20 protein-coding genes are annotated in these 20,605 nt (G+C 70.4%); 6 read left to right on the forward strand and 14 right to left on the reverse strand.

The window, feature by feature from the left end; all coding sequences use genetic code 11:
• Positions 1 to 58 precede the first annotated feature (58 nt).
• Positions 59 to 1,207 (forward strand): Ig-like domain-containing protein, encoded by a 1,149-nt coding sequence (locus tag ACGGCP_RS23160; protein ID WP_392970143.1) that lies wholly within the window; start codon positions 59 to 61, stop codon positions 1,205 to 1,207.
• A gap of 147 nt (positions 1,208 to 1,354) precedes the next feature.
• Here the strand turns inward: ACGGCP_RS23160 and hpf are convergent, their stop codons facing one another.
• From hpf to ACGGCP_RS23185, 5 genes are all read right to left on the reverse strand, one after another.
• A complete protein-coding gene (hpf, locus tag ACGGCP_RS23165) occupies positions 1,355 to 2,017 on the reverse strand; it encodes a ribosome hibernation-promoting factor, HPF/YfiA family (protein WP_392969768.1) in 663 nt (220 codons plus the stop codon).
• Positions 2,018 to 2,427: 410 nt separating this feature from the next.
• Complete coding sequence (locus ACGGCP_RS23170) at positions 2,428 to 3,069, reverse strand: ComF family protein (protein WP_392969771.1); 642 nt, start codon at positions 3,067 to 3,069, stop codon at positions 2,428 to 2,430.
• A gap of 16 nt (positions 3,070 to 3,085) precedes the next feature.
• A complete protein-coding gene (locus tag ACGGCP_RS23175; RefSeq protein ID WP_392969774.1) occupies positions 3,086 to 4,456 on the reverse strand; it encodes an ABC transporter permease in 1,371 nt (456 codons plus the stop codon).
• Positions 4,456 to 5,748, reverse strand: a complete 1,293-nt coding sequence (locus ACGGCP_RS23180; protein WP_392969777.1) for a hypothetical protein — start codon at positions 5,746 to 5,748, stop codon at positions 4,456 to 4,458. The genes ACGGCP_RS23175 and ACGGCP_RS23180 overlap by 1 nt, the downstream gene beginning before the upstream one ends.
• Positions 5,749 to 5,910: 162 nt before the next feature.
• Positions 5,911 to 6,603: a ferritin-like fold-containing protein gene (locus ACGGCP_RS23185; RefSeq protein WP_392969780.1), complete on the reverse strand. Its 693-nt coding sequence runs from the start codon at positions 6,601 to 6,603 to the stop codon at positions 5,911 to 5,913.
• 463 nt (positions 6,604 to 7,066) lie between these two features.
• Between ACGGCP_RS23185 and ACGGCP_RS23190 the strand changes: the two genes are divergently transcribed.
• Together ACGGCP_RS23190 and ACGGCP_RS23195 are read left to right on the forward strand one after the other, a co-directional pair.
• Positions 7,067 to 8,719 carry a DEAD/DEAH box helicase gene (locus ACGGCP_RS23190; RefSeq protein ID WP_392969783.1) on the forward strand — a complete coding sequence of 551 codons (1,653 nt, stop codon included), beginning with the start codon at positions 7,067 to 7,069 and terminating at the stop codon, positions 8,717 to 8,719.
• Positions 8,720 to 8,950: 231 nt separating this feature from the next.
• A complete protein-coding gene (locus ACGGCP_RS23195) occupies positions 8,951 to 9,178 on the forward strand; it encodes a hypothetical protein (RefSeq protein ID WP_392969786.1) in 228 nt (75 codons plus the stop codon).
• Between the two features lie 62 nt (positions 9,179 to 9,240).
• Here ACGGCP_RS23195 and ACGGCP_RS23200 read toward each other — a convergent pair whose 3' ends face one another.
• The 9 genes from ACGGCP_RS23200 to ACGGCP_RS23240 all read right to left on the reverse strand — a co-directional run bounded on the left by ACGGCP_RS23200 (position 9,241) and on the right by ACGGCP_RS23240 (position 18,161).
• A complete protein-coding gene (locus ACGGCP_RS23200) occupies positions 9,241 to 9,792 on the reverse strand; it encodes a hypothetical protein (protein WP_392969789.1) in 552 nt (183 codons plus the stop codon).
• A 23-nt stretch (positions 9,793 to 9,815) separates the two neighbouring features.
• On the reverse strand, positions 9,816 to 10,439 hold the full coding sequence (locus ACGGCP_RS23205) for a MarC family protein (RefSeq protein ID WP_392969792.1): 624 nt from the start codon (positions 10,437 to 10,439) through the stop codon (positions 9,816 to 9,818).
• A gap of 53 nt (positions 10,440 to 10,492) precedes the next feature.
• On the reverse strand, positions 10,493 to 11,671 hold the full coding sequence (locus ACGGCP_RS23210; protein WP_392969794.1) for a hypothetical protein: 1,179 nt from the start codon (positions 11,669 to 11,671) through the stop codon (positions 10,493 to 10,495).
• Positions 11,668 to 12,213, reverse strand: coding sequence for a SigE family RNA polymerase sigma factor (locus ACGGCP_RS23215; protein WP_392969797.1), 546 nt, complete (start codon positions 12,211 to 12,213; stop codon positions 11,668 to 11,670). The genes ACGGCP_RS23210 and ACGGCP_RS23215 overlap by 4 nt, the downstream gene beginning before the upstream one ends.
• Before the next feature lie 236 nt (positions 12,214 to 12,449).
• A complete protein-coding gene (locus ACGGCP_RS23220; protein WP_392969800.1) occupies positions 12,450 to 13,289 on the reverse strand; it encodes a PH domain-containing protein in 840 nt (279 codons plus the stop codon).
• Between the two features lie 13 nt (positions 13,290 to 13,302).
• A complete protein-coding gene (locus ACGGCP_RS23225; protein ID WP_230601565.1) occupies positions 13,303 to 13,467 on the reverse strand; it encodes a hypothetical protein in 165 nt (54 codons plus the stop codon).
• Positions 13,468 to 13,925: 458 nt separating this feature from the next.
• On the reverse strand, positions 13,926 to 14,594 hold the full coding sequence (locus tag ACGGCP_RS23230) for a TrmH family RNA methyltransferase (RefSeq protein WP_392969803.1): 669 nt from the start codon (positions 14,592 to 14,594) through the stop codon (positions 13,926 to 13,928).
• Positions 14,595 to 14,828: 234 nt separating this feature from the next.
• Positions 14,829 to 16,781 carry an acetoacetate--CoA ligase gene (locus tag ACGGCP_RS23235; RefSeq protein WP_392969806.1) on the reverse strand — a complete coding sequence of 651 codons (1,953 nt, stop codon included), beginning with the start codon at positions 16,779 to 16,781 and terminating at the stop codon, positions 14,829 to 14,831.
• Between the two features lie 114 nt (positions 16,782 to 16,895).
• The gene (locus ACGGCP_RS23240; RefSeq protein WP_392969809.1) at positions 16,896 to 18,161 is read right to left on the reverse strand and encodes an MFS transporter; all 1,266 of its coding nucleotides are present in this window, start codon (positions 18,159 to 18,161) and stop codon (positions 16,896 to 16,898) included.
• Positions 18,162 to 18,411: 250 nt separating this feature from the next.
• Between ACGGCP_RS23240 and ACGGCP_RS23245 the strand changes: the two genes are divergently transcribed.
• The 3 genes from ACGGCP_RS23245 (at position 18,412) to ACGGCP_RS23255 (ending at position 20,602) form a co-directional block, all read left to right on the forward strand.
• Positions 18,412 to 19,080, forward strand: coding sequence for a FadR/GntR family transcriptional regulator (locus tag ACGGCP_RS23245; protein WP_392969812.1), 669 nt, complete (start codon positions 18,412 to 18,414; stop codon positions 19,078 to 19,080).
• Positions 19,081 to 19,174: 94 nt separating this feature from the next.
• Positions 19,175 to 19,633 (forward strand): RrF2 family transcriptional regulator, encoded by a 459-nt coding sequence (locus ACGGCP_RS23250; protein WP_392969815.1) that lies wholly within the window; start codon positions 19,175 to 19,177, stop codon positions 19,631 to 19,633.
• A gap of 45 nt (positions 19,634 to 19,678) precedes the next feature.
• Positions 19,679 to 20,602: a YihY/virulence factor BrkB family protein gene (locus ACGGCP_RS23255; RefSeq protein ID WP_392969818.1), complete on the forward strand. Its 924-nt coding sequence runs from the start codon at positions 19,679 to 19,681 to the stop codon at positions 20,600 to 20,602.
• Positions 20,603 to 20,605 lie beyond the last annotated feature (3 nt).

Genomic DNA, 20,605 nt, shown 5'->3' on the forward strand with positions numbered 1-20,605 from the left:
CGTCGAGGATATAGTGATCCCGTCACTTCGCCTTGTGGAGGAACCCCCTTTGAAGCTCATGCCCGCGCGCGCCTTGGCGGTGCTGTCCCTGCTGCTCATGGCCGGGGCCTGCGCTGCGCCCCAGACGGGGACGTTCACTCCGGCGCCGATCGTCCCGGTGGTGGCGATGGACGCCGTCGAGGAGCAGGACCCGACCGCCCCGTTCACCCTGTCCGTAGTGGACGGCATCCTCGAAGAGGTCAACGTCACGTCCGACCGGTCCGAGACCATCGAGGGCGCGTTCTCCGAGGACCTCACCACCTGGACCTCCGAGGGCATCCTCGACGCCGGGTCCACCCACACCGTGGTCGCGAAGGCCGTGAGCTCGGACGGCACCGTCACCGAGTTCGAGCAGCAGTTCACGACCGAGGCCCGTGAGAGCTCGGGCTTCGCGGTCGCCGACGTCACACCGGTCGCCGAGGGCGAGGAGGTCGGCGTGGGGGCGCCGATCATCGTCACCTTCACCGAGGACGCCCCCGACCGGGCCGCCGTCGAGAACCTGCTGGTCGTCGAGTCCGAGAAGGGCCACGAGGGCGCCTGGCGCTGGATCGACGACGACACGGTGATCTACCGGACCAAGGAGTACTGGGAGGGCCACCAGACGGTGACCTTCACCGCGAACTTCGCGGGCGAGTTCCTCGGCGACGACACCTGGGGCGGCGAGGACTACACCGCGGAGATGGTCATCGGCGAGTCGCAGGTCTCGGTCGCCGACCTGGACTCCAAGACCATGACCGTCACCGTGGACGGCGAAGTGGCGAAGGAGATGCTCATCAGCGGCGGCTCCGGCGCCGAGTACGAGTACTACACCGCCACGGGCACGCACCTGGTCATGGAGAAGTTCGCGCAGAAGACGATGGTCTCCCCCGGCAAGGAGGAGGGCGACGAGGGCTACTACTCGACGGACGTCAACTGGGCCACCCGCATCAACGCGACGGGCGAGTTCGTGCACGGCGCGCCGTGGAACGGCAGCCTGGGCGAGGCGAACCTCTCGCACGGGTGCCTGAACGCCAGCGAGGCCGACGCCGAGTGGTTCTACCACATGGCGCAGCGCGGCGACCCGGTCGAGGTCGTGGGCGAGTCCTCGCCGCGCCCGATGCCCTGGGACAACGGCTGGGGCTACTGGGTGATGTCCTACGACGAGTGGAAGGAAGGCTCGGCCCTCTAGGGCAGGCCTGAACAGCGCATGGAACGAGGCCCCGGGCGAATGCCCGGGGCCTCGTCGGGTCCGGATGCCACCCCTCAACAACATCCGGACCGAAGAGGAAAGTCCCCCCTCTTCAGCGGCGCCGGTGTGCGCGGCGCCGGGTCTCGGTCAGAGGTCGAGCCGCAGGAGGCCGTAGTCGAAGGCCCTGCGGCGGTAGACGACCGACGGGCGGCCGCTCTCCTTGTCGTGGAACAGGTAGAAGTCGTGGCCGACCAGCTCCATGTTCTGGAGGGCGTCGTCGACGGTCATCGGCTCGCCGGGGTGGATCTTCTCGCGGACGATCCGGCCCGGCAGGTGGTCTTCGACGAGGCCGTCGAAGTGGTCGACGTCCTCGGAGATGAAGTGCGCCGCTGCGAGGTCCTTGACCTCGGGCTCGGCGAGCAGGGTGCCGTTCTGGCCGTTGCCGTTCGCGGTCGCCTGGGACACCGACATCGGGGTCTTGGACCCGCCGCGCGAGACGCGCTTGCGGTCGGTGTTCTTGCGGAGCTGGTGCCCGAGCTTGGTCACGGCGAGCTCGAAGGCGGACCGGAAGTCCCCGGCGCAGGCCTCGGCGCGCATGACCGTCCCTTTGGGACGGCAGGTGATCTCCACTCGCTGGGCGTGGTCGGCCTGGCGGGGATTGGGCTCGTGATAGAGCTCGACGTCGATTGCGATCGCTTCCCCGTCGTAACGGGCGAGGTACTTCGCGATCTTGGATTCGATCTTCTCCTCGACGAGCTCGCGGTAGTGGTCGGGAACCTCCACGTTGCGGCCCTTGACGACGATGTCCACCTCTGAACCTCCCAGGTGCATCGCGCGCGGCTTGCGGCTGCGATGCGAACGAAGTTGTGCATGCTGGGTCCGGAGCCGAAGATCCGGTACGGCGGAAGGAGCGACCTCCTCTCACGGGTGGTACGACCTGGGTTTCCGCGCCTCTGTTTCTGGGGGCGTTCACCTTTGGGCCATCTGACCTCTGTCGTCTCGTTACCGATCTGAGATTTCGAGACTAACTCCTCGGTCACCGAAAGTCGACCCTTCGGCTACCGGAATTCTCCAATGCGAACGGGCACGTGCGCGCGAAATTCGGCGGACTGGAGATAACTCTTCGCATTCGCGCTCGAAGGCCTCCTTCGGGCCTGTCACGTTGCCGACACCTGGAGGGGTACCCGCCGGTATCGCCACATGAACCACTTCCGTCGCACTCATGCGGCGGCGACGGCGACCGCGGCGGGCACGCGGAGGCCGCCGGCGCGCAGGACCCGCGCGGCGGCGTCCAGTGTCGCGCCGGTCGTCACGACGTCGTCGACGAGGACGACCGGGCGTCCCTCCCCGGCGAGGGCCGCGAGGCGGCGCGGGACGGCGTGGAGGCTCGCGGCGGCCGCCGCGGCGCGCTGCGCGGGCGTCAGGCCCACCGAGTCGGGCCGGGGGCGGGCCCGCAGCACCGGGCGGAGGTCGCCCAGGCCCGCGCAGGCGCGCGCGACGTGGTCGAAGCCGCGGGCGCGGCGGGCGGCGCGGGTGGGCGGGACCGGGACGAGCACGGCGCCGGGGACCTCGGCGGCGACGACCGCCAGGGCTCGGCCCAGGAGGGTTCCGAGGGCGGGGGCGAGTTCGCGGCGGGCGCGCTCCTTGTACTCGTTGAGCGCTTCGGCGAGCGCCCCGGCGTAGGGCCCGCCCGCGACGACGGGCGGGGCGGTGCGCACGGCTGGCGTGGCGAGGACGGGTCTGAGGGCGTGGAGGTCGGCGGCGCAGTCGGCGCACAGGCCGCTGCCCGCCGCCGGCGCGCTCCGGCAGGAGGCGCAGGCGGCGGGCAGGAACAGTTCCCGTGCGTCCTCGGTGAGTCTCACCGGGGACTAACGAGGGTCAGGCCCGCAAGGTGACCGCGGGCGGGATGCGGCTGGCGCGCCAGGCGGGGTAGACGCCCGCGACGACGCCGACGACCGCGCCGATGACGGGTCCGGCGGCGAACAGCATCGGGTCGAACACGATCTGCCAGTCGCGGTAGAGCGAGACGATCGCGGTGACGTTGACGCCGAGGACGGTACCGAAGAGCCCGCCGATGAGTCCGATGAGGGTGGACTCCCACACGAACTGCATGGCGACGGCCCGGCGGGCGGCGCCGACGGCGCGGCGCAGGCCGATCTCGGAGCGGCGCTCCATGACCGAGACGAGCGCGGTGTTGGAGACCGAGACGGCGCCGATGACGAGCGAGACGCCCGCGAGGCCGAGCAGGAGGGCCTGCATCTCGTTCTCCACGCCCTTGCGGAAGTTCCGCAGGTCCGAAGGCTTGGTGACCGAGAGGTTCTCGGCGCCTTCGGGGAACACGGCGGTCGGGGCGGTCTTGGCGACCTTGTCGGCGGCGCCGAGGTCGGTGCGGATGAAGACCTCCGCGGCTCCGAACTCCTTGTCGCCTGCGGTGCAGGGGGTGGGCGGGATGATGACGGCGCCGGTGAGCTTGGCTTCGCCCTCGGGCGCGGTGTAGACGCCTACCAGGGCGTACTCCTCGCCGTTGAGGTAGATCATCGGGCCGCCTTCGAGCGAGGCGTAGCCGAGGTCGCGGGCGGCGGACTCGTCGACGATCGCGACCTTGTCGTCGCGGGCGACGTGCCCGTCGTCGAAGGCCGCGCCCTGGACGAACGTGAACCCGAAGGCCTCCATGGCGCCGGGCTCCATGCCGAAGACCGGGACGTCGCGCACGTAGTCCTGCTGCTCGGTGCGGGAGGCCTGGCGCTCTTCGCTGGAGGCGCAGAAGATCCCGGCGTCCTGGACGCCGATGATCTCGCGGACCCGCTCGCTGGACTCGAGTGTGGGGAGGAACCCGGCGTTGCGCATGTTGTTGGAGAACGAGACGGTGACCTGGGTGGCCTCGGTCTCGTTGAAGCGCTCGGCGATGGCGGCGGCGGAGGTGGACGAGAGGCCCACGGTGGCGACGGTGGCGGCGATGCCGAGGGCGATGCCGATCGCGGTCATCCAGGTGCGCATGGAGCGCCCGCGCAGCGACTGGAACGCCTCGTAGGCGATGCCCATGCTGCGGACCCCGAAGCGGCCCTGGCGTTTGCCCACGGCGGCCTTGGAGGCCTGCCGTGCGGCCTTGCGTTCGGCCTTGTCGGCCTTCTTGGCGGCGCGGCGGCCCTTGCGTCCGACGGGTTCGGCCGCGGCCGACTCGCCGCCTGCGGGGCTGACGTACTCCAGGAGCTCGGTGTCGGTCTCAGGGGTGCGGCGCTTGCGGGCCATCAGGCGTTTTCCCGGTCGCGCCAGGCGATCACGACCTCGTCGCCCTCGGCGAGCTCGCCTTCGACGGGCTGGACGACGCCGCGGCCGTCGTGGCGCAGGGTCACGTCGACCTCGACCTGGCGCTCCTTGCCCTCGTCGTCGACGACGGTGAGCATGGTGCGGTCCTCAGCGTCCGTCCACAGTGCGGAGAGCGGGACGATGAGCGCGTCCTCGGCCGAGCGGGCGAGGACGAGCAGGACCTCCTGCTCCTCGCCGGGCGCGAGCTCGTCGAGCCCTTCGACCTTGTCGGCCTCGAACGCGAAGACGGCGTAGGTGACCTCCTGGGTCTGCTCCTCGCCCTCTTCGGGGTACATGCCTTCGTCGCTCTCGGCGGCCTCTTCGCGGACCTCGAGCTCGAACGCGCCGACCTCCTGGCCCTCCATGGGGCCGTCGCCGAACTCGAGCTCGGCCTCGTCGCCGAGCTTCGTGAGCTCGGAGGCGGTCTCCTCGTCGAGCTTGGCCTCCAGCTTCCAGTCGCCGGAGGCGAGGACCATGACGCCGCCTTCGGCGGGGATGGGCGCGGACTGCTGGGCGTTGATCTTGCTGACCTGCATGGGCAGGTCGGGCAGGAACACGACCTCCGAGGCCGGCACGGTCACGCGCTCGACGGTGGTGGTCTGGCCGCCGCCGGTGTTCTCGGTGCCGCCGTCGCCGGCGGTGTCCTCTTCGCCTCCGGTGGTGTCTTCCTCGCCGCCGGTCTCGTCGGGGATCTCCTCCGAGGTCGTGGCGTGGTCGTAGCCGAGGTTGTCGTAGAGCTTCTTGACGTCGGCGATGGTGCGCGCGTCGAACGTGCCGGTCTTCGGGGTGCCGTAGAGCTGCTGGAGCGCGAGCTGCAGCTGCTCGACGTCGGGCCCGGTGTCGCCTTCGGTGAGGTCGCGGTACGCGGGGACGGCGCCTTCGAGGGCGATCATCGGGCGGCCGGAGACCTCCAACAGGACCGTCCCGGCCTTGACCTCGTCGCCGACCTTGAGCGGGATCTTCGAGGCCAGCGCGGTCTCGATCCCGTCGGGCGCCTTCGGGGCCGGCACCTCGAAGTCGCCGGTGCGGTTGAACGCCGCCTCGAACTCGAGCGTGCTGATCAGCTGTTCCTGGTCGACCCGGACGGTGATCACACTGTCCTCGGGTTCGGCCGTCTCCTCGGCGCGCTGCGCCGGGGTGCGCGCTTGGAGCGCGAAGTACCAGGCCGTGCCGGTCGCGCCGAGCAGCGCCAGGGCGAGCACCCCGCTGACGACATGGCTTTTCTTGAGCCGCATGTTTGTGTCCTCCTCCTCCGCCAAGACGCGTGGGGAGAAGGGTCCAGTTGCGGCCGAATCATCTCGATTCGGTAACGCCCCTTGCGGGGCGGCCCCGGTGGTGCTTGCGGGCCGCGGATCCGCGGCCTCGGCGAAGCTCGCGGGCCGCGGATCCGAAGCGGCTCAGTTGTTCAGGCCCACGGACTTCATGCGGTCCTGGTGCGCGCGGGTGAGCCGGCGCAGCAGCGCGTCGAGGGTGCCGCCGTCGCCCACGATGATGCCGGTGAGGCGGTCGTTCGCGGCGGCCACGCCCTGGGCGCGGTTGATGCCCTCGCCGACGAGGCGGCGGGCCCACAGCGAGAGGCGGCCGGTGACGGCCGGGTCGGCCTCGACGGCGGCGCGGATCTCCGCGGCGGCCAGGTCGGACGCGCCGGTCTCGCCGAGGACGGTCTCGATGAGGGTGCGGTCCTTGTCGTCGAGCCCGGCGGAGACGACGCGGAAGAAGTCGTCGGCGACCGCGTCGCCGAGGTAGACCTTCACGAGCGCCTCGAGCCAGTCGCGCGGCGCGGTGGAGGCGTCGAAGGAGCGGAAGGCCTCCTTGAACGGGGCCATGGCCTCGCCCGGGTCGGCCCCGAGCTCGCCGAGCCGGTCGGCGAGGAGCCGGTAGTTGCGAATCTCACCCACGGCCGCCTCGGAGAGGGCGGCGCGGCGTCCGAGGTCAGGGGCGAGCCGAGCGTCGTAGACCATCCGCTCGAACGCGAGCAGCTCGCCGAGGGCAAGCAGCCCAAGGAGATCGATGACGGCCTCGCGGCTGGGGGCCGCCGGGGCGGAGGCCGGGTCGTCGTTTTGCGCGGCGGGATCAGTTGTCTCGGACACGGGGGCAGGTTACCACTGGCCCGGAAGGGCCTTCGCCTTCGCGGGGCTGTCGGGAACAGGACCTTCGCACGCGTCTTCGCAGGTCGGCAGGGTCCCCCGAACGGGCGGCACGGTCCACGGCAGTGTGAAATGCCCGACTCGCGAGGGTCGCCCGGGGCGTGACCGCAGCGTCGCATCGAGACGGAGGTGCGTCCGGGGCGTACGATGGACGGGAGCGACCGCGGCCATCTGGTGGCAGTCCCCTCGACGAAGCTCGCGAACCACGGTTCTGGACTCCGGTTCACCCATGCGGGCGCGGCGATGCGAGAGCGGTCCTCGAACGCGGTACCGGCGCCAGGCGCCGGGCCGCTCCTGCGAAGCGGCGACTTCCCGAATCCGGCGGTCGTCGCCGCTGTATGACGAGACTGAATGTGGCGCCGAGTTCCCCGGATCTGGTGACGTCCTCCGCCACGAGGTGAACAGAGTGAACGAAGTGAACAACGACCGGCCCAAGAACGAGGGGCCGACCTTCGCCCAGCTGGGCGTCCGGGCAGAGACCGTCGAAGCGCTTGCGGCGCTTGGCATCGAACGGGCCTTCGCCATCCAGGAGTACGCGATCCCCATCGCGCTCCGCGGTTCCGACATCATCGGCCGCGCCCCCACCGGCACCGGCAAGACCTTCGGGTTCGGCCTGCCGATCATCGACAGGATCGTCTCCGCCGAAGAGGGCGCGAGCGGCAAGCCGCAGGCGCTGATCCTCGTCCCGACCCGCGAACTGGGCCTCCAGGTCGCACGCGACCTCGAGGACGCGGGCAAGACCCGCGGCATCCGGGTCCTCCCGATCTACGGCGGCCGTGCGTACGAGCCGCAGGTCGAGGCGCTCAAGGCGGGCGTCGACATCATCGTCGGCACCCCCGGGCGGCTCCTGGACCTGTACAAGTCCAAGCACATCAAGCTCGACGCCATCGCGCACTGCGTGCTCGACGAGGCCGACCGCATGCTCGACCTCGGATTCTCCGAGGACGTCGAGAAGATCCTCAAGCTCCTCCCCGAGGAGCGCCAGACGATGCTGTTCTCGGCGACGATGCCCGACACGATCATGTCGCTCTCGCGCCGCCACATGCACCGTCCGATGACCGTCGCGGCCGACGTGACCGGGCCCGACCAGGAGGCGGCGAACAACACCCGCCAGCTGGTCTACATGACCCACGCGCTCAACAAGGTCGAGGTCGCCGCCCGCATCCTGCAGGCGCGCGAGCGCGGCCTGACGATCATGTTCTGCCGCACCAAGCGCGCCGCGCAGAAGCTCTCCGACGAGCTCGACTTCCGCGGCTTCGCCGTCGGATCCGTCCACGGCGACCTGGGCCAGAACGCCCGCGAGCGGGCCCTGCGGGCCTTCCGCTCCGGGAAGATCGACGTGCTCGTGGCGACGGACGTGGCCGCGCGCGGCATCGACGTCCAGGACGTCACGCACGTGATCAACTACGACGCGCCCGAAGAGGCCGAGACGTACGTGCACCGCATCGGCCGCACCGGCCGCGCGGGCGCCACCGGCACGGCGATCACCTTCCTCACGTGGGAGGACCTGCCGCGCTGGAAGATCATCGTCAAGGCCAACAACCTCGACCTCGGCGAGCCGGTCGAGACGTACCACACGTCCGACCACCTGTACACGGACCTGGACATCCCCGAAGGGGCGCCGTCGGCGCTCCCGAGCGAGCTCCGCAAGCGCGACGGCCTCAGCGCCGAGCGCGAGGAGAACGTCGAGGGCGACAGCCGCAAGTCCGGTCGCGGCCGCGGACGCGGCGACCGCGACCGGGGCCGAGGCGGCTCCGACCGCCGCGGCGGCGGCCGCTCGGGCGGGCGCTCCGAGCGTCCGGCCGCTTCGGGCGAGCGGATCACCGTGGACGACAACGGCACCGTCAGCGGCCCGGCCGCGGACGGCGAGGCTCCGGCCCCCCGCAGCCGCCAGCGCCGCCGCATCCGCACCGAAGGAGAAGGGGCCGAAGCGAAGGCCCCCCGCGAGTCCAAGCCCGCCGACGCGGCCCCCGCCGCCGACGGCGACGCCCCGGCCCGCCGCCGACGCCGTCGCCGCCGCCCCACGGGCGGCAACGACCGCCAGGCCAGCGCCGAGTAAGCGACGCAAGTGACAACGGCTCGGGCCGGTGGATCCAGTCGGATCCACCGGCCCGAGCCGTTCTGTCGTACCCGCGCGAGACCATATGCGCTGGGGGCCCACGAGACCGCCACACCCGACCCCGGGGGCCGGAGGTCAGCCGACCCGCCGGAACCGCGACACGCACCCCGCGCGCCAACGCCGCATCGAGCAGCCCGGCGCGCGTCCCCGTTCCGGCGTTAGGCTTCCTCCATGAGCGACCACGCCGAGTACGACGGCCCGCCCGTCAACGTCCCTCCGCCGCCCGGGTGGCGGGTCGAGGCCGTGGCGCTGCCGAGCGAGCCCCGGCGGCTGCCGCCCCAGGACCACGCCGCGATCGACGCGGCCGAGCAGCGCGCCCGCCTCGTGACCCACTGGATCACGCTCATCAGCGTGGCGCTCATGTTCACCGTCCTCATCGTCGGCCTCGTCGCGGACTGAGTACAAGCAAGCGGCCCCGGCCGGGCGATGCCCGGCCGGGGCCGTCGTGTTCCGCGCGGCCGCTACCGCACCAGGCCGCCCCAGGTCATCTCCGCGCCCGCGTGCCCGGTCTTGAACACCCACCAGGCCGCCAGCAGCAGCAGCGCCAGCGCCACGAGCCCGACGATGAACATGACGACCTTGCGCCCGGCGGCGGCCGGGTCGGACGAGCCCGCCGGGGCCGCCTCGCCGTCCTCGCTCGCCGCGGGCGCGGGCTTGTCGCCGTCACGGGCGATCGCCGCGCGGCGGCCGCGGTCGAGACCGGCGAACAGGAACCACACCGGGACCAGGGCCACGAGCGTCCACAAGAGCCAGAACGCGTAGTCGTGGTGCTGCGAGACCGGCTCGGACCAGCCGTTCGGCTCGTTGTAGTCGGCGAGCTGGCGGCCGGTCATGATCCCGCCGAACACCGATGCGGGCGTGACGAGCACGAGGGCCGCGACGGCCCAGCCGATGCGCTGGCGCAGCGGCGGAATCAGGAGGTAGGCGATGCCGCCCAGAACGAGCAGTCCGACCAGGATGATCGGCGCGTGCACCACCAACGGGTGCAACGGGAGGTCGAGAATCGTAGGCATAGGGTTTATTGAACCCTAAACAATCACCAGCCGGAAGCTCCAGCAGAACTTTCGAAGAGTTCGACGTAGCCCATCACGGCATCCGCTATGAGCTGCACCGCGATCGCCGCCAGCAGCACGCCCGCGATCCGCGTCAGCACCTCGATGCCGCCGCGCCGCAGGATCTTCACCAGGAAGCCCGAGAAGCGCATCACCAGGTAGATCGCGATGTGGATGACGAGGATCGCCAGCGCGATCCACAGATAGTCCGTTCGGGACGGTGCCTGCTGCACGAACAGGATCACCGCGACGATCGCGCCGGGCCCGGCGAGCAGCGGCGTGCCCAGCGGCACCAGCGCGATGTTCGACGTGGCCGTGCCCGAGGGCTCGTCGGCCTGGCCGGTGAGCAGCTGCAGCGCGACCAGGAGCAGCAGGAGCCCGCCCGCGCCCTGCAGCGCCTCCAGGTCGATGTGGAGATAGCTGATGATCTGCTGGCCGAGCAGCGCGAACAGCGAGATGACGCCCAGGGACAAGAGCGTCGCCTGAAGCGCGGCCCGGTTGCGCTCGCGCTGATCCATGGTCCCGGTCAGGGCCAGGTAGATCGGCACGATCCCCGGAGGGTCCATGATGACGAAGAGGGTCACCATGACGGTCAGCAAGTATTCCACGCTGCGAGTATGTCAAGTCCGCTCGGTCACAGCCCCGGATTCGAACGTGCTTGTTAGCTGTAGCTCAGGATCGGCATCAGGGCGCCCTCGGGCGGCTCGAGTTCCGACAGCACCGGCTCGTCGCCGGTCCTGTCGAAGAGCAGCCAGGCGTCGTCGCCCGGGTCGCCGACAATCTGCCAGCGGCCCAGCGGGTCGTCCCAGATATTCGACGCGTTGTCGTACTGGGACTGGTACTCGCCGAGGTCCATCTCGAGCGTCGGGTCGAAGTACGACTCGCCCGACATCTCCTCGATCTCGCGTGCGACGAGGTCGCTCGGGTCCTCGGCGTTCTCCCCGGCCGCCCCGGCGAGCTGCGCTTGAATCTCGTCGCTGTCGAAGGATCCGCACTGCTCCTGGGTGCCCACGGCGCCCGCGCCGTCGAGGTCGGCGACGCAGACGTGGTTCACGTCGGTCTGGTCGACCAGGACCGCGGACTGGAACCCGGCGGCGCTCACCGATTCCAGCCCGAGATCGAATTCCTCGTTGAAGTAGAAGGAGCCGGGCTCCCCCGCGGTGCTCGAGTACAGATCGGTCGAGAACACGGCCGTGGTCGCGTCCCAGTCCTCCAGGGTGACGACGTAGTTGGTCGTGAAGTCGACGATCTCGGACCCCCCTTGGAGGGAGACGTCGACCAGCTCGTACGCCTCCGCCGTGAGGTCGGCGTTCGGCGTGACCATCGCGAAGCCGTCTCCGACGCTGTTGACCCTGGTCATGGTGTCCGTCGCCGAGGGCTTCACGATCCCGGTGACGTCCCCTTCGATGGTGAAGGTCGTCACCTCCGATTCGCCTTCGGACATGTAAGAGGTGGCGAGCTTGTAGACGTAGCCGACCGGGGTCTCCATGTCGAAGGTGAGGCCGTTGCCCTCGGCGTCGAGCACGGTGTAGGAACCGTCCGGCTCCTCGATGAGGAACTCCATCCCGAGTTCGCTCTGCGCCTCGGCGGTGCTCGTGTCGGCGGCGATCACGCCGTCGCCGCCCTGGTCCGGTGCGGTCCACGGCTGCCACACGAACGCCGCCGCGCCGAGGACGAGCAGGCCCGCGCCGCCCGCGGCCGAGGCGACGCGCCTGCGGCGGCGGATGCGGCCGGCGCCGGCGATGGCGGCTTCGGCGAGGCCGGGGTCGTCGTACGCGGGCGCGGCAGCGGCCCGTTCGGCCAGCCCGCTGCGCAGGAGGGCCTCGATGTCGTCGCTCATGCCGCTTTCCTCGGTTCCATCGCCAGGCCGAGCGCTTCGGAAGGCGTGCCGAGCCGCTTGCGCATGCCCGCGAGCGCGCGGGAGGCCTGGCTCTTGACGGTACCTACGGAGATCCCGAGGATGTCGGCGATCTGCTGGTCGGTGCGGTTCTCGTAGTAGCGGAGGACGAGGACCGCGCGCTGGCGCTTGGGGAGGACGGCGATGTGGCGCCACATGGCGTCGCGCACCGCGGAGTGCTCGGTGAAGTCGCGGGAGTGGTCGACCTTGTCTTCGAAGACCTCGGTGGGCTTCTCGCGGTTGGACCGCTTGCGCCACCAGGAGGCGTTGGTGTTGTAGAGGATGCGGCGGGCGTAGGCGTCGACCGAATCAGTCGTCCTGATCCGGCTCCACGCCAGGTAGGTCTTCGTCAAGGTCGTCTGCACCAGGTCCTCCGCTGTCGCCCAGTTCCCCGTGAGGAGATACGCCGCACGGTGCAGCGCGGCGGAACGTGCCGCCACGTACTCGCGGAACTCCTCGTCCTGGGACGATTTGGTCTCGCTCACGAGTCTCCCTGGGGGGGTCGAAGAACAGACGACCTTACCCCGGCGGGCGGTTGCGCCACCGGGCGGAATTCTGCCAAGAGATGGGTGTTCCTGGCAACCGAGGGTCGGATACAAACTGAGTATACGAAGTAGGTGCAACCCCCTGGGTCCCGGCATCCTTCCCGGAGAAACGGGTCATGACCAGGACAAGCGAACACCCGCCGACGGTGTCGACGGGTGTTCGCTCAGTGATCGCGTCAGGCGTCCGCTGATTTCGGCGCGGGCTCGCCCTCGGGGATGAGGTCCTCCTCGGGTTCGGCCTCGCGTTCGTCGACGGCCTCGGGCTCGTACATCTCCTCGCACATCTGGAGGTAGAGCTCGTTGGGGTTCGGCAGGTGCGGGACGTTCCGCAGCGCCTGGTCCTGACCGGCGGACTCGATGATGAACTCGCCGTAGTTGAGCATGCGGCCCATGGGCGTCTGGGAGTACTTCATGTCGGTGACGCGGCCGAGCGGCATCATGGCGACCGAGCGGGTGATGACGCCTTGGATGAGCATGATCCGCTTGTTGGTCAGGATGAAGCGGTCCATGTACCAGTCGAGGATCTTCCAGCCGACGAAGCCGAGGATGGCCAGCCAGACGAGGACGGTGACCATGACGGCGGTGCTGCGGCTGTCGTAGTCCGACTTCGTGAGCATGCCGGAGGCGAGGCCCATGATGAAGGTCGCGAGCGTGCCGACGACGTACCAGGGCATGAGGTGGATCCAGTGCCGGCGCCATTCGCCGCGGTACTTCTCGGTCGGGAAGAGGTAGCGGGCGGAGATCGGCGAGGGGACGTCGGGCACGGACGGGGCGCGGACGCCGCCGAGGAGGCCGCCGCTCATGCCGCCGGCCAGGCCGTCGTCGAAGCGGACGCCGTCGATGTCGCTCGCGGCGGTCGCGGGCGCGGATCCGGCGGTTCCCGGAGGGAAGCTGAACTCACGCGTGGGCGATTCCGCGCCCGGGGCGGGACTGTCGGAGGGGGCGCGGGGGCTGGGGGGTTCCAGCGGCTCGGTGTCCTTGTTGTCCCCCGAGCCGCCTGCACCGGAATCGGTCATAGTGCCGTCTCGATCAGGTCACGAGGTTCGTGAAGAACGCCGCGAAACCGTTTGCGGCATCGAGGATTCCGCCTGCGAGGTTCCCGACCACGTCACTGGCTTCGCCTGGCCTGAAGGCTACAAAGAACACCAGGAACGCAAGTCCGCCCCAAGTCAGAAACTTCTTCAACTTCCTCACCCCTCCCGTCAAGGGTCCTGGCCGATCGTTCGTCTGGCGCAGGCTGGCACGAGTCTACCGTACGAGCATGACTCGGCTTTCAGTTTTGTTCTGGGCCCCAACGGTGTGAACCGAGCGGCCGAGTGCCGGGAACAGCGTAACGCGATGGTTCCACTTTTGCCCGACTCCGCCTATCTACCAGCGGATTCAACCTATTCGCTTGTACCACCGGGAGCTTACCCCAAGTAACCTGCCATTGGCTCAATGTAGGCGCATCACCCCCCTCGACCCCATGGAAGCGTCAGGTATCCGACACCGCGCGTTCGCATACGCCCCCACGGGGAGCGGTGCGGCGACGCCGCGTACCGGAGTGCCGTCGCCTTCGGACCTCCCGAGCACCGGAGTGCTCCACTCCAGAGTGCCACCGGGGTGCGACATCGTGTGTACTCGGGAGCGGTCGGATTCCCGACGAGGCCGGTTCAGGCGGCGGGACGCTGATCGAACACGTGTTCCCTGACCCAGGCGTGCATGGCGATGCCGCTGGCGACGCCGGCGTTGATGGAGCGGGTCGATCCGAACTGGGTGATCGAGCAGACCATCGAGCAGACCTCGCGGACCGGCTCGGACAGGCCGGGGCCCTCCTGGCCGAAGACGAGGACCGCGTTGCGCGGCAGGGGGGTCGTCTCGATCGGGACCGAGCCGGGGAGGTTGTCGATGCCGACGACGGCCAGGCCCTCGGCGCGGGCCCACGCGACGAACGCCTCGACGGTGGCGTGGTGCTCGACGTGCTGGTAGCGATCGGTGACCATCGCGCCGCGCCGGTTCCAGCGGCGTTTGCCGACGATGTGGACGGTCTTGGCGAGGAACGCGTTGGCGTTGCGCACGACGGTGCCGATGTTGAAGTCGTGCTGCCAGTTCTCGATGGCGACGTGGAAGTCGTGGCGGCGCTCGTCGAGGTCGGCCACGATCGCCTCGCGGGTCCAGTACCGGTAGCCGTCGACGACGTTGCGGCGGTCGCCCAGGCGCAGCAGGTCGGGGTCGTACCGGTCGCCCTCGGGCAGCGGGCCCTCCCAGGGGCCGACGCCGACCTCGTCGGCGGCGAGGTCGTCGGTGTCGGGCTGCTCGGCGGGGACGGTCGGGTCGGTCACGCCGCCTATTGGAGCACAGGCGGCCCGGCGCGGGGCCCGGACGGGCGCTCGCGGCAGGAGGGCGCACACCGGCCGGAAGCAGAACGCCGCCCCGGCGGCTACGGGGGAAACCGACCGGGGCGACGCGATGCATACTATCGGCCGGTTGCCTGCGATCGGGCACACACTCCGCTGAATTCCCTTGCCGCGTAAGGAAATTGGGCTATTGAGCGTCCCTTGTCACTCAGGTCTCGGTCAGCGTCGCACGAAGGCCTTGAGCGCGTCGGGATTGGCGAGGGCGTCGCGCGCGATCGCCTCCTCGGCGGGCACGCCTTTGAGGATCTTCTTGACGGGGACCTCGACTTTCTTGCCGCTGAGCGTGCGGGGGACGGACGGGACCTGCCGTATCTCGTCGGGGATGTGGCGGGGCGAGAGCTGCTCGCGCAGGGCGGCGTTGACGCGGCGGCGCAGGTCGTCGTCGAGCTCGACGCCTTCGGAGCAGGCGATGTAGAGCAGGAGCCGGTCCTGGCCGGGGTCGTCGAGGTGGACGACCAGGGAGTCGGCGACGCCCTCGATCGCCTCGACCACCGCGTAGAACTCGGCGGTGCCCATGCGGACGCCGCCGCGGTTGAGCGTGGCGTCGCTGCGGCCGGAGATCACGGCCGAGCCCCGCTCGGTGATGGTGATCCAGTCGCCGTGGCGCCAGATCCCGGGGAAGTCGGTGAGGTAGGTGTCGCGGTAGCGGTGCTTGAGCGGGTCGCCCCACAGCCCCACCGGCATCGAGGGCATCGGCGAGGCGATGACGAGCTCGCCTTCGCGTCCGATCCCGGGGCGCCCTTCGGGGTCGAAGGACTGCACGTCGGCGCCGAGGCACCGGCACGAGAGCTCGCCGCGCCAGACGGGCACGGTGGGTGCGCCGCCGATGAAGCCCGTGCACAGGTCGGTGCCGCCCGACAGGGACTGGAGCTGCGCGGTCTGGCTGATCTGCTCATAGACGTAGTCGAAGCCGACCGCCGGGAGCGGTGCGCCTGTGGAGCCGATGCCGCGCAGGAGCGAGAGGTCGGCCTCCTCCATCGGCTTGATGCCGCGCGAGCGGCAGGCCATGAGGAACGGCGCGCTCGTGCCGAAGTAGGTGGTGCCGGACTCCTCGGCGAGGCGCCACATCCCGGCCGGGTCGGGCGCGCCGTCGAACATGACGATCCCCGCGCCGACGATCGGAGCTGAGACCAGGTAGTTCCACATCATCCACCCCGTGGTGGAGTACCAGAAGAAGCGGTCGCCGACGCCGAGGTCGTGGTGGAGCGAGTGCATCTTGGCGTGCTCGAGCGCCATGCCGCCGTGGGAGTGGACGATCGCCTTCGGCAGGCCCGTCGTGCCCGAGGAGTACAGGATGTACAGCGGGTGGTCGAAGGTGAGCGGCTCGAACGCGACCCCTTCGTCGTAGGCGCAGAAGCGGTCCCAGGTCTCGCCCTCGACGTCCGAACCTATGTACGGGAGGGTGACGACCGAGCCGAGGCCGTCGAGGCCGCGCACGACGCGCTTGAGGTCGGCGGAGCGGTCGACGGTCTTGGGCCCGTACTTGTAGCCGTCGACGGCGACGAGGACCTTCGGCTCGATCTGCGCGAAGCGGTCGAGCACGGCCTTGGCCCCGAACTCGGGGGCGCACGAGGAGAAGACCGCGCCGAGGCTCGCGGTGGCGAGCATGAGCGCGTAGGTCTCGGGGATGTTCGGCATCCACGCGGCGACGCGGTCGCCGCGGCGCACGCCGTGGGCGACGAGCCCGGCGCGGGCGCGGGCGACGGCCTCGCGCAGCTCGCCGAGGGTCCACTCGACCGGTTCGCGGGTGTCGGAGTAGGCGCGCACGAGCACGTCGTCCTCGTCGACGCCGGGGGCGGTGAGGACGGCGCGCGCGTAGTTGAAGGTCTCGTCGGGGAACCAGACGGTGTCGGGCATGGTCTCGTCGGCGAGGACCCGGTGCTCGGGCACGGTCTTGCCGAGGCCGAAGTACTCCCAGACCGCGCCCCAGAACGGGCGCAGGTGCTCCACGGAGTACTGCCAGAGGGCCGGATAGCCGGTGAGGTCGCGCTCCTCCCGGCGGGACAGCCACTGGCCGAACCGCCCGATGTTCGTCGTCTCCACCGCGTCCGGCCGCGGCAGCCACAGCACCTCGCTGGTCACGTTCGCCTCCCCGAATTCCACTTCACCCACGGCGCCCGCTTTGCCAGCCGTAAATTCAGCACTGTGGTCCACAGCACTATCGTGTCACGAGGAAGCTTCGGCCGGCCTTGCGGGGCTGCCCGTTTCAGGGGATTCGTCCCCTATTCAGGGAATGGGAGCGAGCTCGTCCTCGATGTAGCGCTCGCGGGTCACGTAGAGGCCGGAGAAGAACAACACGATCGTGAGCGCCGCGACGAAGCCGAACGGGACCGACCACGAGCCGGTGAGGCCGTAGACCCAGCCCACCGCGAGCGGCCCGACTCCGGCGATGAGGTAGCCGCCGGACTGCGCGAACGAGGACAGCGCGCTCGTCCCGGCCGGAGTGCGGGCGCGCAGCCCGAACAGGGTGAGGACCAGCGGGAACACCGAGGTGCCGATGCCGAACAGCATCATCCACAGCCAGGTGAGGCCGCCGCCTCCGGCGAGCCAGAGCCCGGCGATCGCGGGCGGGTAGCAGGCCATGAGGACGAGGAAGACCGGGCGCGGGCCCCAGCGGACGGTGAGGATCGGGACGACCACCGAGACGGGGATCTGGACGACCGTGAGCAGGCCGAGCATCGAGCCCGCGGCGGCGGCCGTCATGCCGTCGGCGACCAGGATCGTCGTCGTCCAGCCCATGAGGATGTACGCGATGGCCGACTGGCAGCCGAAGAGCAGCAGCATCGTCCACGCCAGGCGCGAGCGGCGGACGCCGTCGAGGCGGCCGATCGGCGCGGCCCCGGCCGCGGCGGGCGCGGGCCGCCACAGCAGCCACGGGACGACTGCGACCAGCGCCGGGAGCGCCCAGACGGCCATCGCGACGCGCCAGTCCCCGGCGAGGTGGTCGATCGGCGCGGTGGCGGCGGCCGCGACGGCGGCCCCGGCCGCGAGCGTCGTCGAGTACGCGGTGGTCATGAGCCCGATGCGGTTCGGGAAGTAGCGCTTGACGATGACCGGCACGGCCACGTTCCCGACCGCGCCGGCCGCGAGCGCGAGGAGGCTGAAGAGCAGGAAGAGCGCGGTGTTCGGGGCCCAGGCGCGGGCGATCATGCCGACGCTCATGGCCAGGAGCGCGCCGGTGAGCAGGGCGCGGGGGCCGAAGCGGCGGGCCAGGCGCGGGGCGAGGGCGCCCAGGCCCGCGAAGGCGAGGACGGGAAGGGTGGTGAGGAGCCCGGCGACGGCCTCCGACATGCCGAGGCCGGTGCGCAGCTCGGCGAGGATCGCGCCCACGCTGGTGACGGCGGTGCGGAAGTTGAACGCCGCGAGGACGACCCCGGCGACCAGCATCCAGCCCATGGCGACCGCGGCCCGCTTCGGCGGGTCGGCGATCTCGGCGTGCGGGGTGGGAGCGGGGTGCTCCAGGTCGTGGGCGGGCGTCTCGGTCGTCGTCACGCGGACGGCTCCTTCCGGGTGCGGGAGGGCGGGCGGGGTCCGGTGAGGGGGAACCGTCCAGCTGTTGGGCGCACTCGTGATGTGCCCTGAGCAGCTGGGATAGGATGGAATCAATTCATGGGATGAATTGACGGCCTGTCAACGGTATCGCGACGGGTGTCTGCTTTAATCCTTCTAGTGTTGGGAAACACGCACCCCCCATGGCGGGCCCCCGCAAGCCATGGACGCTCCGGAGAGGTCAGGTCCGTCAGTGGCACTGCAGTCGACACGCAAGTCCGCCCTCGTCGATCAGGTGATCGAGCAGCTGCGCCAGCAGATCAGCGACGGCGAGTGGGGCCTCGGCTCGCGCATCCCCACCGAGAGCGAACTCGCCGAGCTCCTCGGCGTCGGCCGCAACACCATCCGCGAAGGCGTCCGCGCCCTCGCCCACGCCGGACTCCTCGAGATCCGCCAGGGCGCCGGGACCTTCGTCGTCGGCCGCTCCGAAGTGACCGCCGCCGTCCGCCGCCGCATCGCCGCCAGCCCCGCCTCCGACGCCATGGAGGTCCGCCGCGGCCTCGAGGTCGAAGCCGCGCGCCTGGCCGCCCACCGCCGCGACGAAGCCGACATCACCCGCCTGCGCATCCTCCTCTCCGAACGCGAGGCCACGCACGAGGTCAACGACACCGAGTCGTTCATAGCGGCCGACATCGCCCTCCACCAGGCCGTCGCCGAAGCCAGCCACAACAAGCTCCTCGCCGAGCTGTACTCCGAGCTCGCCGAGTCGCTGCGCGAGACCGTCCGCGCCGGACTCGGCCCCAACCTCGCCGAAGAGCCGCACATAGACCACTCGCGCGCCATCGAGGCGATCATCGCCGGGGACGCCGACCTCGCCGCCGCCGAGACCGCCGCGTACCTGCGGCTGCTCATCGACGACTGAACGCCCGCACGCCTCACAGACCGCCCGTGAGCCGCTGGGAAACACGGCTCCGGGAGATAGAGTCGGTACTGCCACTGCGTCCGAAGGAGTCCCCATGCGCCTGTCCGCCCGCGTCGACTACGCATTGCGGGCCGCCGTGGCCCTCGCCGGATACGGCGAGCGGTGGGTCTCGGCCGAGCAGATCGCCGAGGACCAGGGCATCCCCCGCAAGTTCCTGGAGTCGATCCTGCTCCAGCTGCGGCGCGGCGGCATCGCCACCTCCAAGCGCGGCTCCGAAGGCGGCCACCAGCTCGCCCGGCCCGGCGGCGAGATCAGCCTCGCCGACGTCATCCGCGCCGTCGACGGGCCCCTCGTCGGCGTCCGCGGCGAACGCCCCGAGCAGGTCCCCTACACCGGCACCGCCGCGGCCATGACCAACGTGTGGATCGCCCTGCGCGTCTCCGAGCGCAACATCCTCGAATCGGTGTCCCTCGCCGCCGTCGCCGCCGACGACCTCCCCACCTCCGTCACCAAACTCCTCGAAGACCCCGACGCCTGGGTCATCCGCCCCTGACGCGTCGGACCGCCGCGACAGGCCCGGCTCTGCCAGAATCGGTTCGTGAAATTCCCTGACTTGGGGGCCTGGTGGGACCGCGTGCTCCTCGGGGCCCGGAAGCGGTCCAACCTGGTGGACCACTCGTGGCGCACCGGCGAGCGGTACGGCGAGGTCCACGGCGGGCAGCTGGCCGCCGCGATCTCCTACTACGCGTTCTTCGCGGCGTTCTCGATGTCGCTCCTGGCGCTGGCGATCTTCGGGTACCTGCTGAACTTCCCCGACATCTACGACTCGGTCGAGTCGTGGCTGTCGACCAACCTGCCCGTGATCGACATCGGCGTGCTGGAGCAGTCCCGCAAGTCCGTCACGATCTTCGCCTCGGTGGCGCTCGTCGTCGCCGGGGTGGCGTGGGTGCAGTCGGTGCGGGCGGCGATCCGGCAGATCTGGGGCCTGGACGCGCAGCCGGGGAACCCGTTCCTGCGGTGGGCGATCGACCTGCTGATCCTCATCGGCATCTCGGTGCTGCTGCTCATCACGATCGGCGCGACCGCCGGCGCCGAGTGGGTGCTCGCGGCGCTCGACCTCGACAAGGCCACCGGGAACCTCGCGCTCGTCGTGCGCGGCATCTCGGTCCTGGTGGGCCTCATCGCGAACGCGCTGCTGGCGATGGTCCTTCTCCAGGCCCTCCCCCGGGTCGTCATGCCGGTGCGGCGGGTCGTGTGGGCGTCCGTGGCGGTCGCGATCGGCATGGAGGTCCTGAAGACCGTCGGCCGCATCTACGTCCTCCACGTCTCCGACCGGCCCGCCTACCAGGCGGTGACCACCGCCGTCGGTCTCCTCGTGTTCCTCTACCTCTTCAACGTCATGATGCTCCTGGCCGCGTCCTGGACGGCGACCTCACTGCGCGGCAAGGCCATCGACCTGTACGAGCGCGTCTCCATCCCGTACGAGCCGGGCCGCCTCCACAAACCCCAGACGAAGCAATGACGG

The organism is Glycomyces sp. NPDC048151, from assembly GCF_043202775.1.
Taxonomy (GTDB): domain Bacteria; phylum Actinomycetota; class Actinomycetes; order Mycobacteriales; family Micromonosporaceae; genus Glycomyces.

Excerpts from the sequence above, each read along its gene's own strand:
- ACGGCP_RS23195 (WP_392969786.1), top strand. The coding sequence starts at position 8,951 with ATGAGCGACCACGCCGAGTACGACGGCCCGCCCGTCAACGTCCCTCCG.
- ACGGCP_RS23175 (WP_392969774.1), bottom strand. The coding sequence starts at position 4,456 with ATGGCCCGCAAGCGCCGCACCCCTGAGACCGACACCGAGCTCCTGGAG.
- ACGGCP_RS23160 (WP_392970143.1), top strand. The coding sequence starts at position 59 with ATGCCCGCGCGCGCCTTGGCGGTGCTGTCCCTGCTGCTCATGGCCGGG.
- ACGGCP_RS23220 (WP_392969800.1), bottom strand. The coding sequence starts at position 13,289 with ATGACCGATTCCGGTGCAGGCGGCTCGGGGGACAACAAGGACACCGAG.
- ACGGCP_RS23210 (WP_392969794.1), bottom strand. The coding sequence starts at position 11,671 with ATGAGCGACGACATCGAGGCCCTCCTGCGCAGCGGGCTGGCCGAACGG.
- ACGGCP_RS23200 (WP_392969789.1), bottom strand. The coding sequence starts at position 9,792 with ATGCCTACGATTCTCGACCTCCCGTTGCACCCGTTGGTGGTGCACGCG.
- ACGGCP_RS23250 (WP_392969815.1), top strand. The coding sequence starts at position 19,175 with ATGCGCCTGTCCGCCCGCGTCGACTACGCATTGCGGGCCGCCGTGGCC.
- ACGGCP_RS23180 (WP_392969777.1), bottom strand. The coding sequence starts at position 5,748 with ATGCGGCTCAAGAAAAGCCATGTCGTCAGCGGGGTGCTCGCCCTGGCG.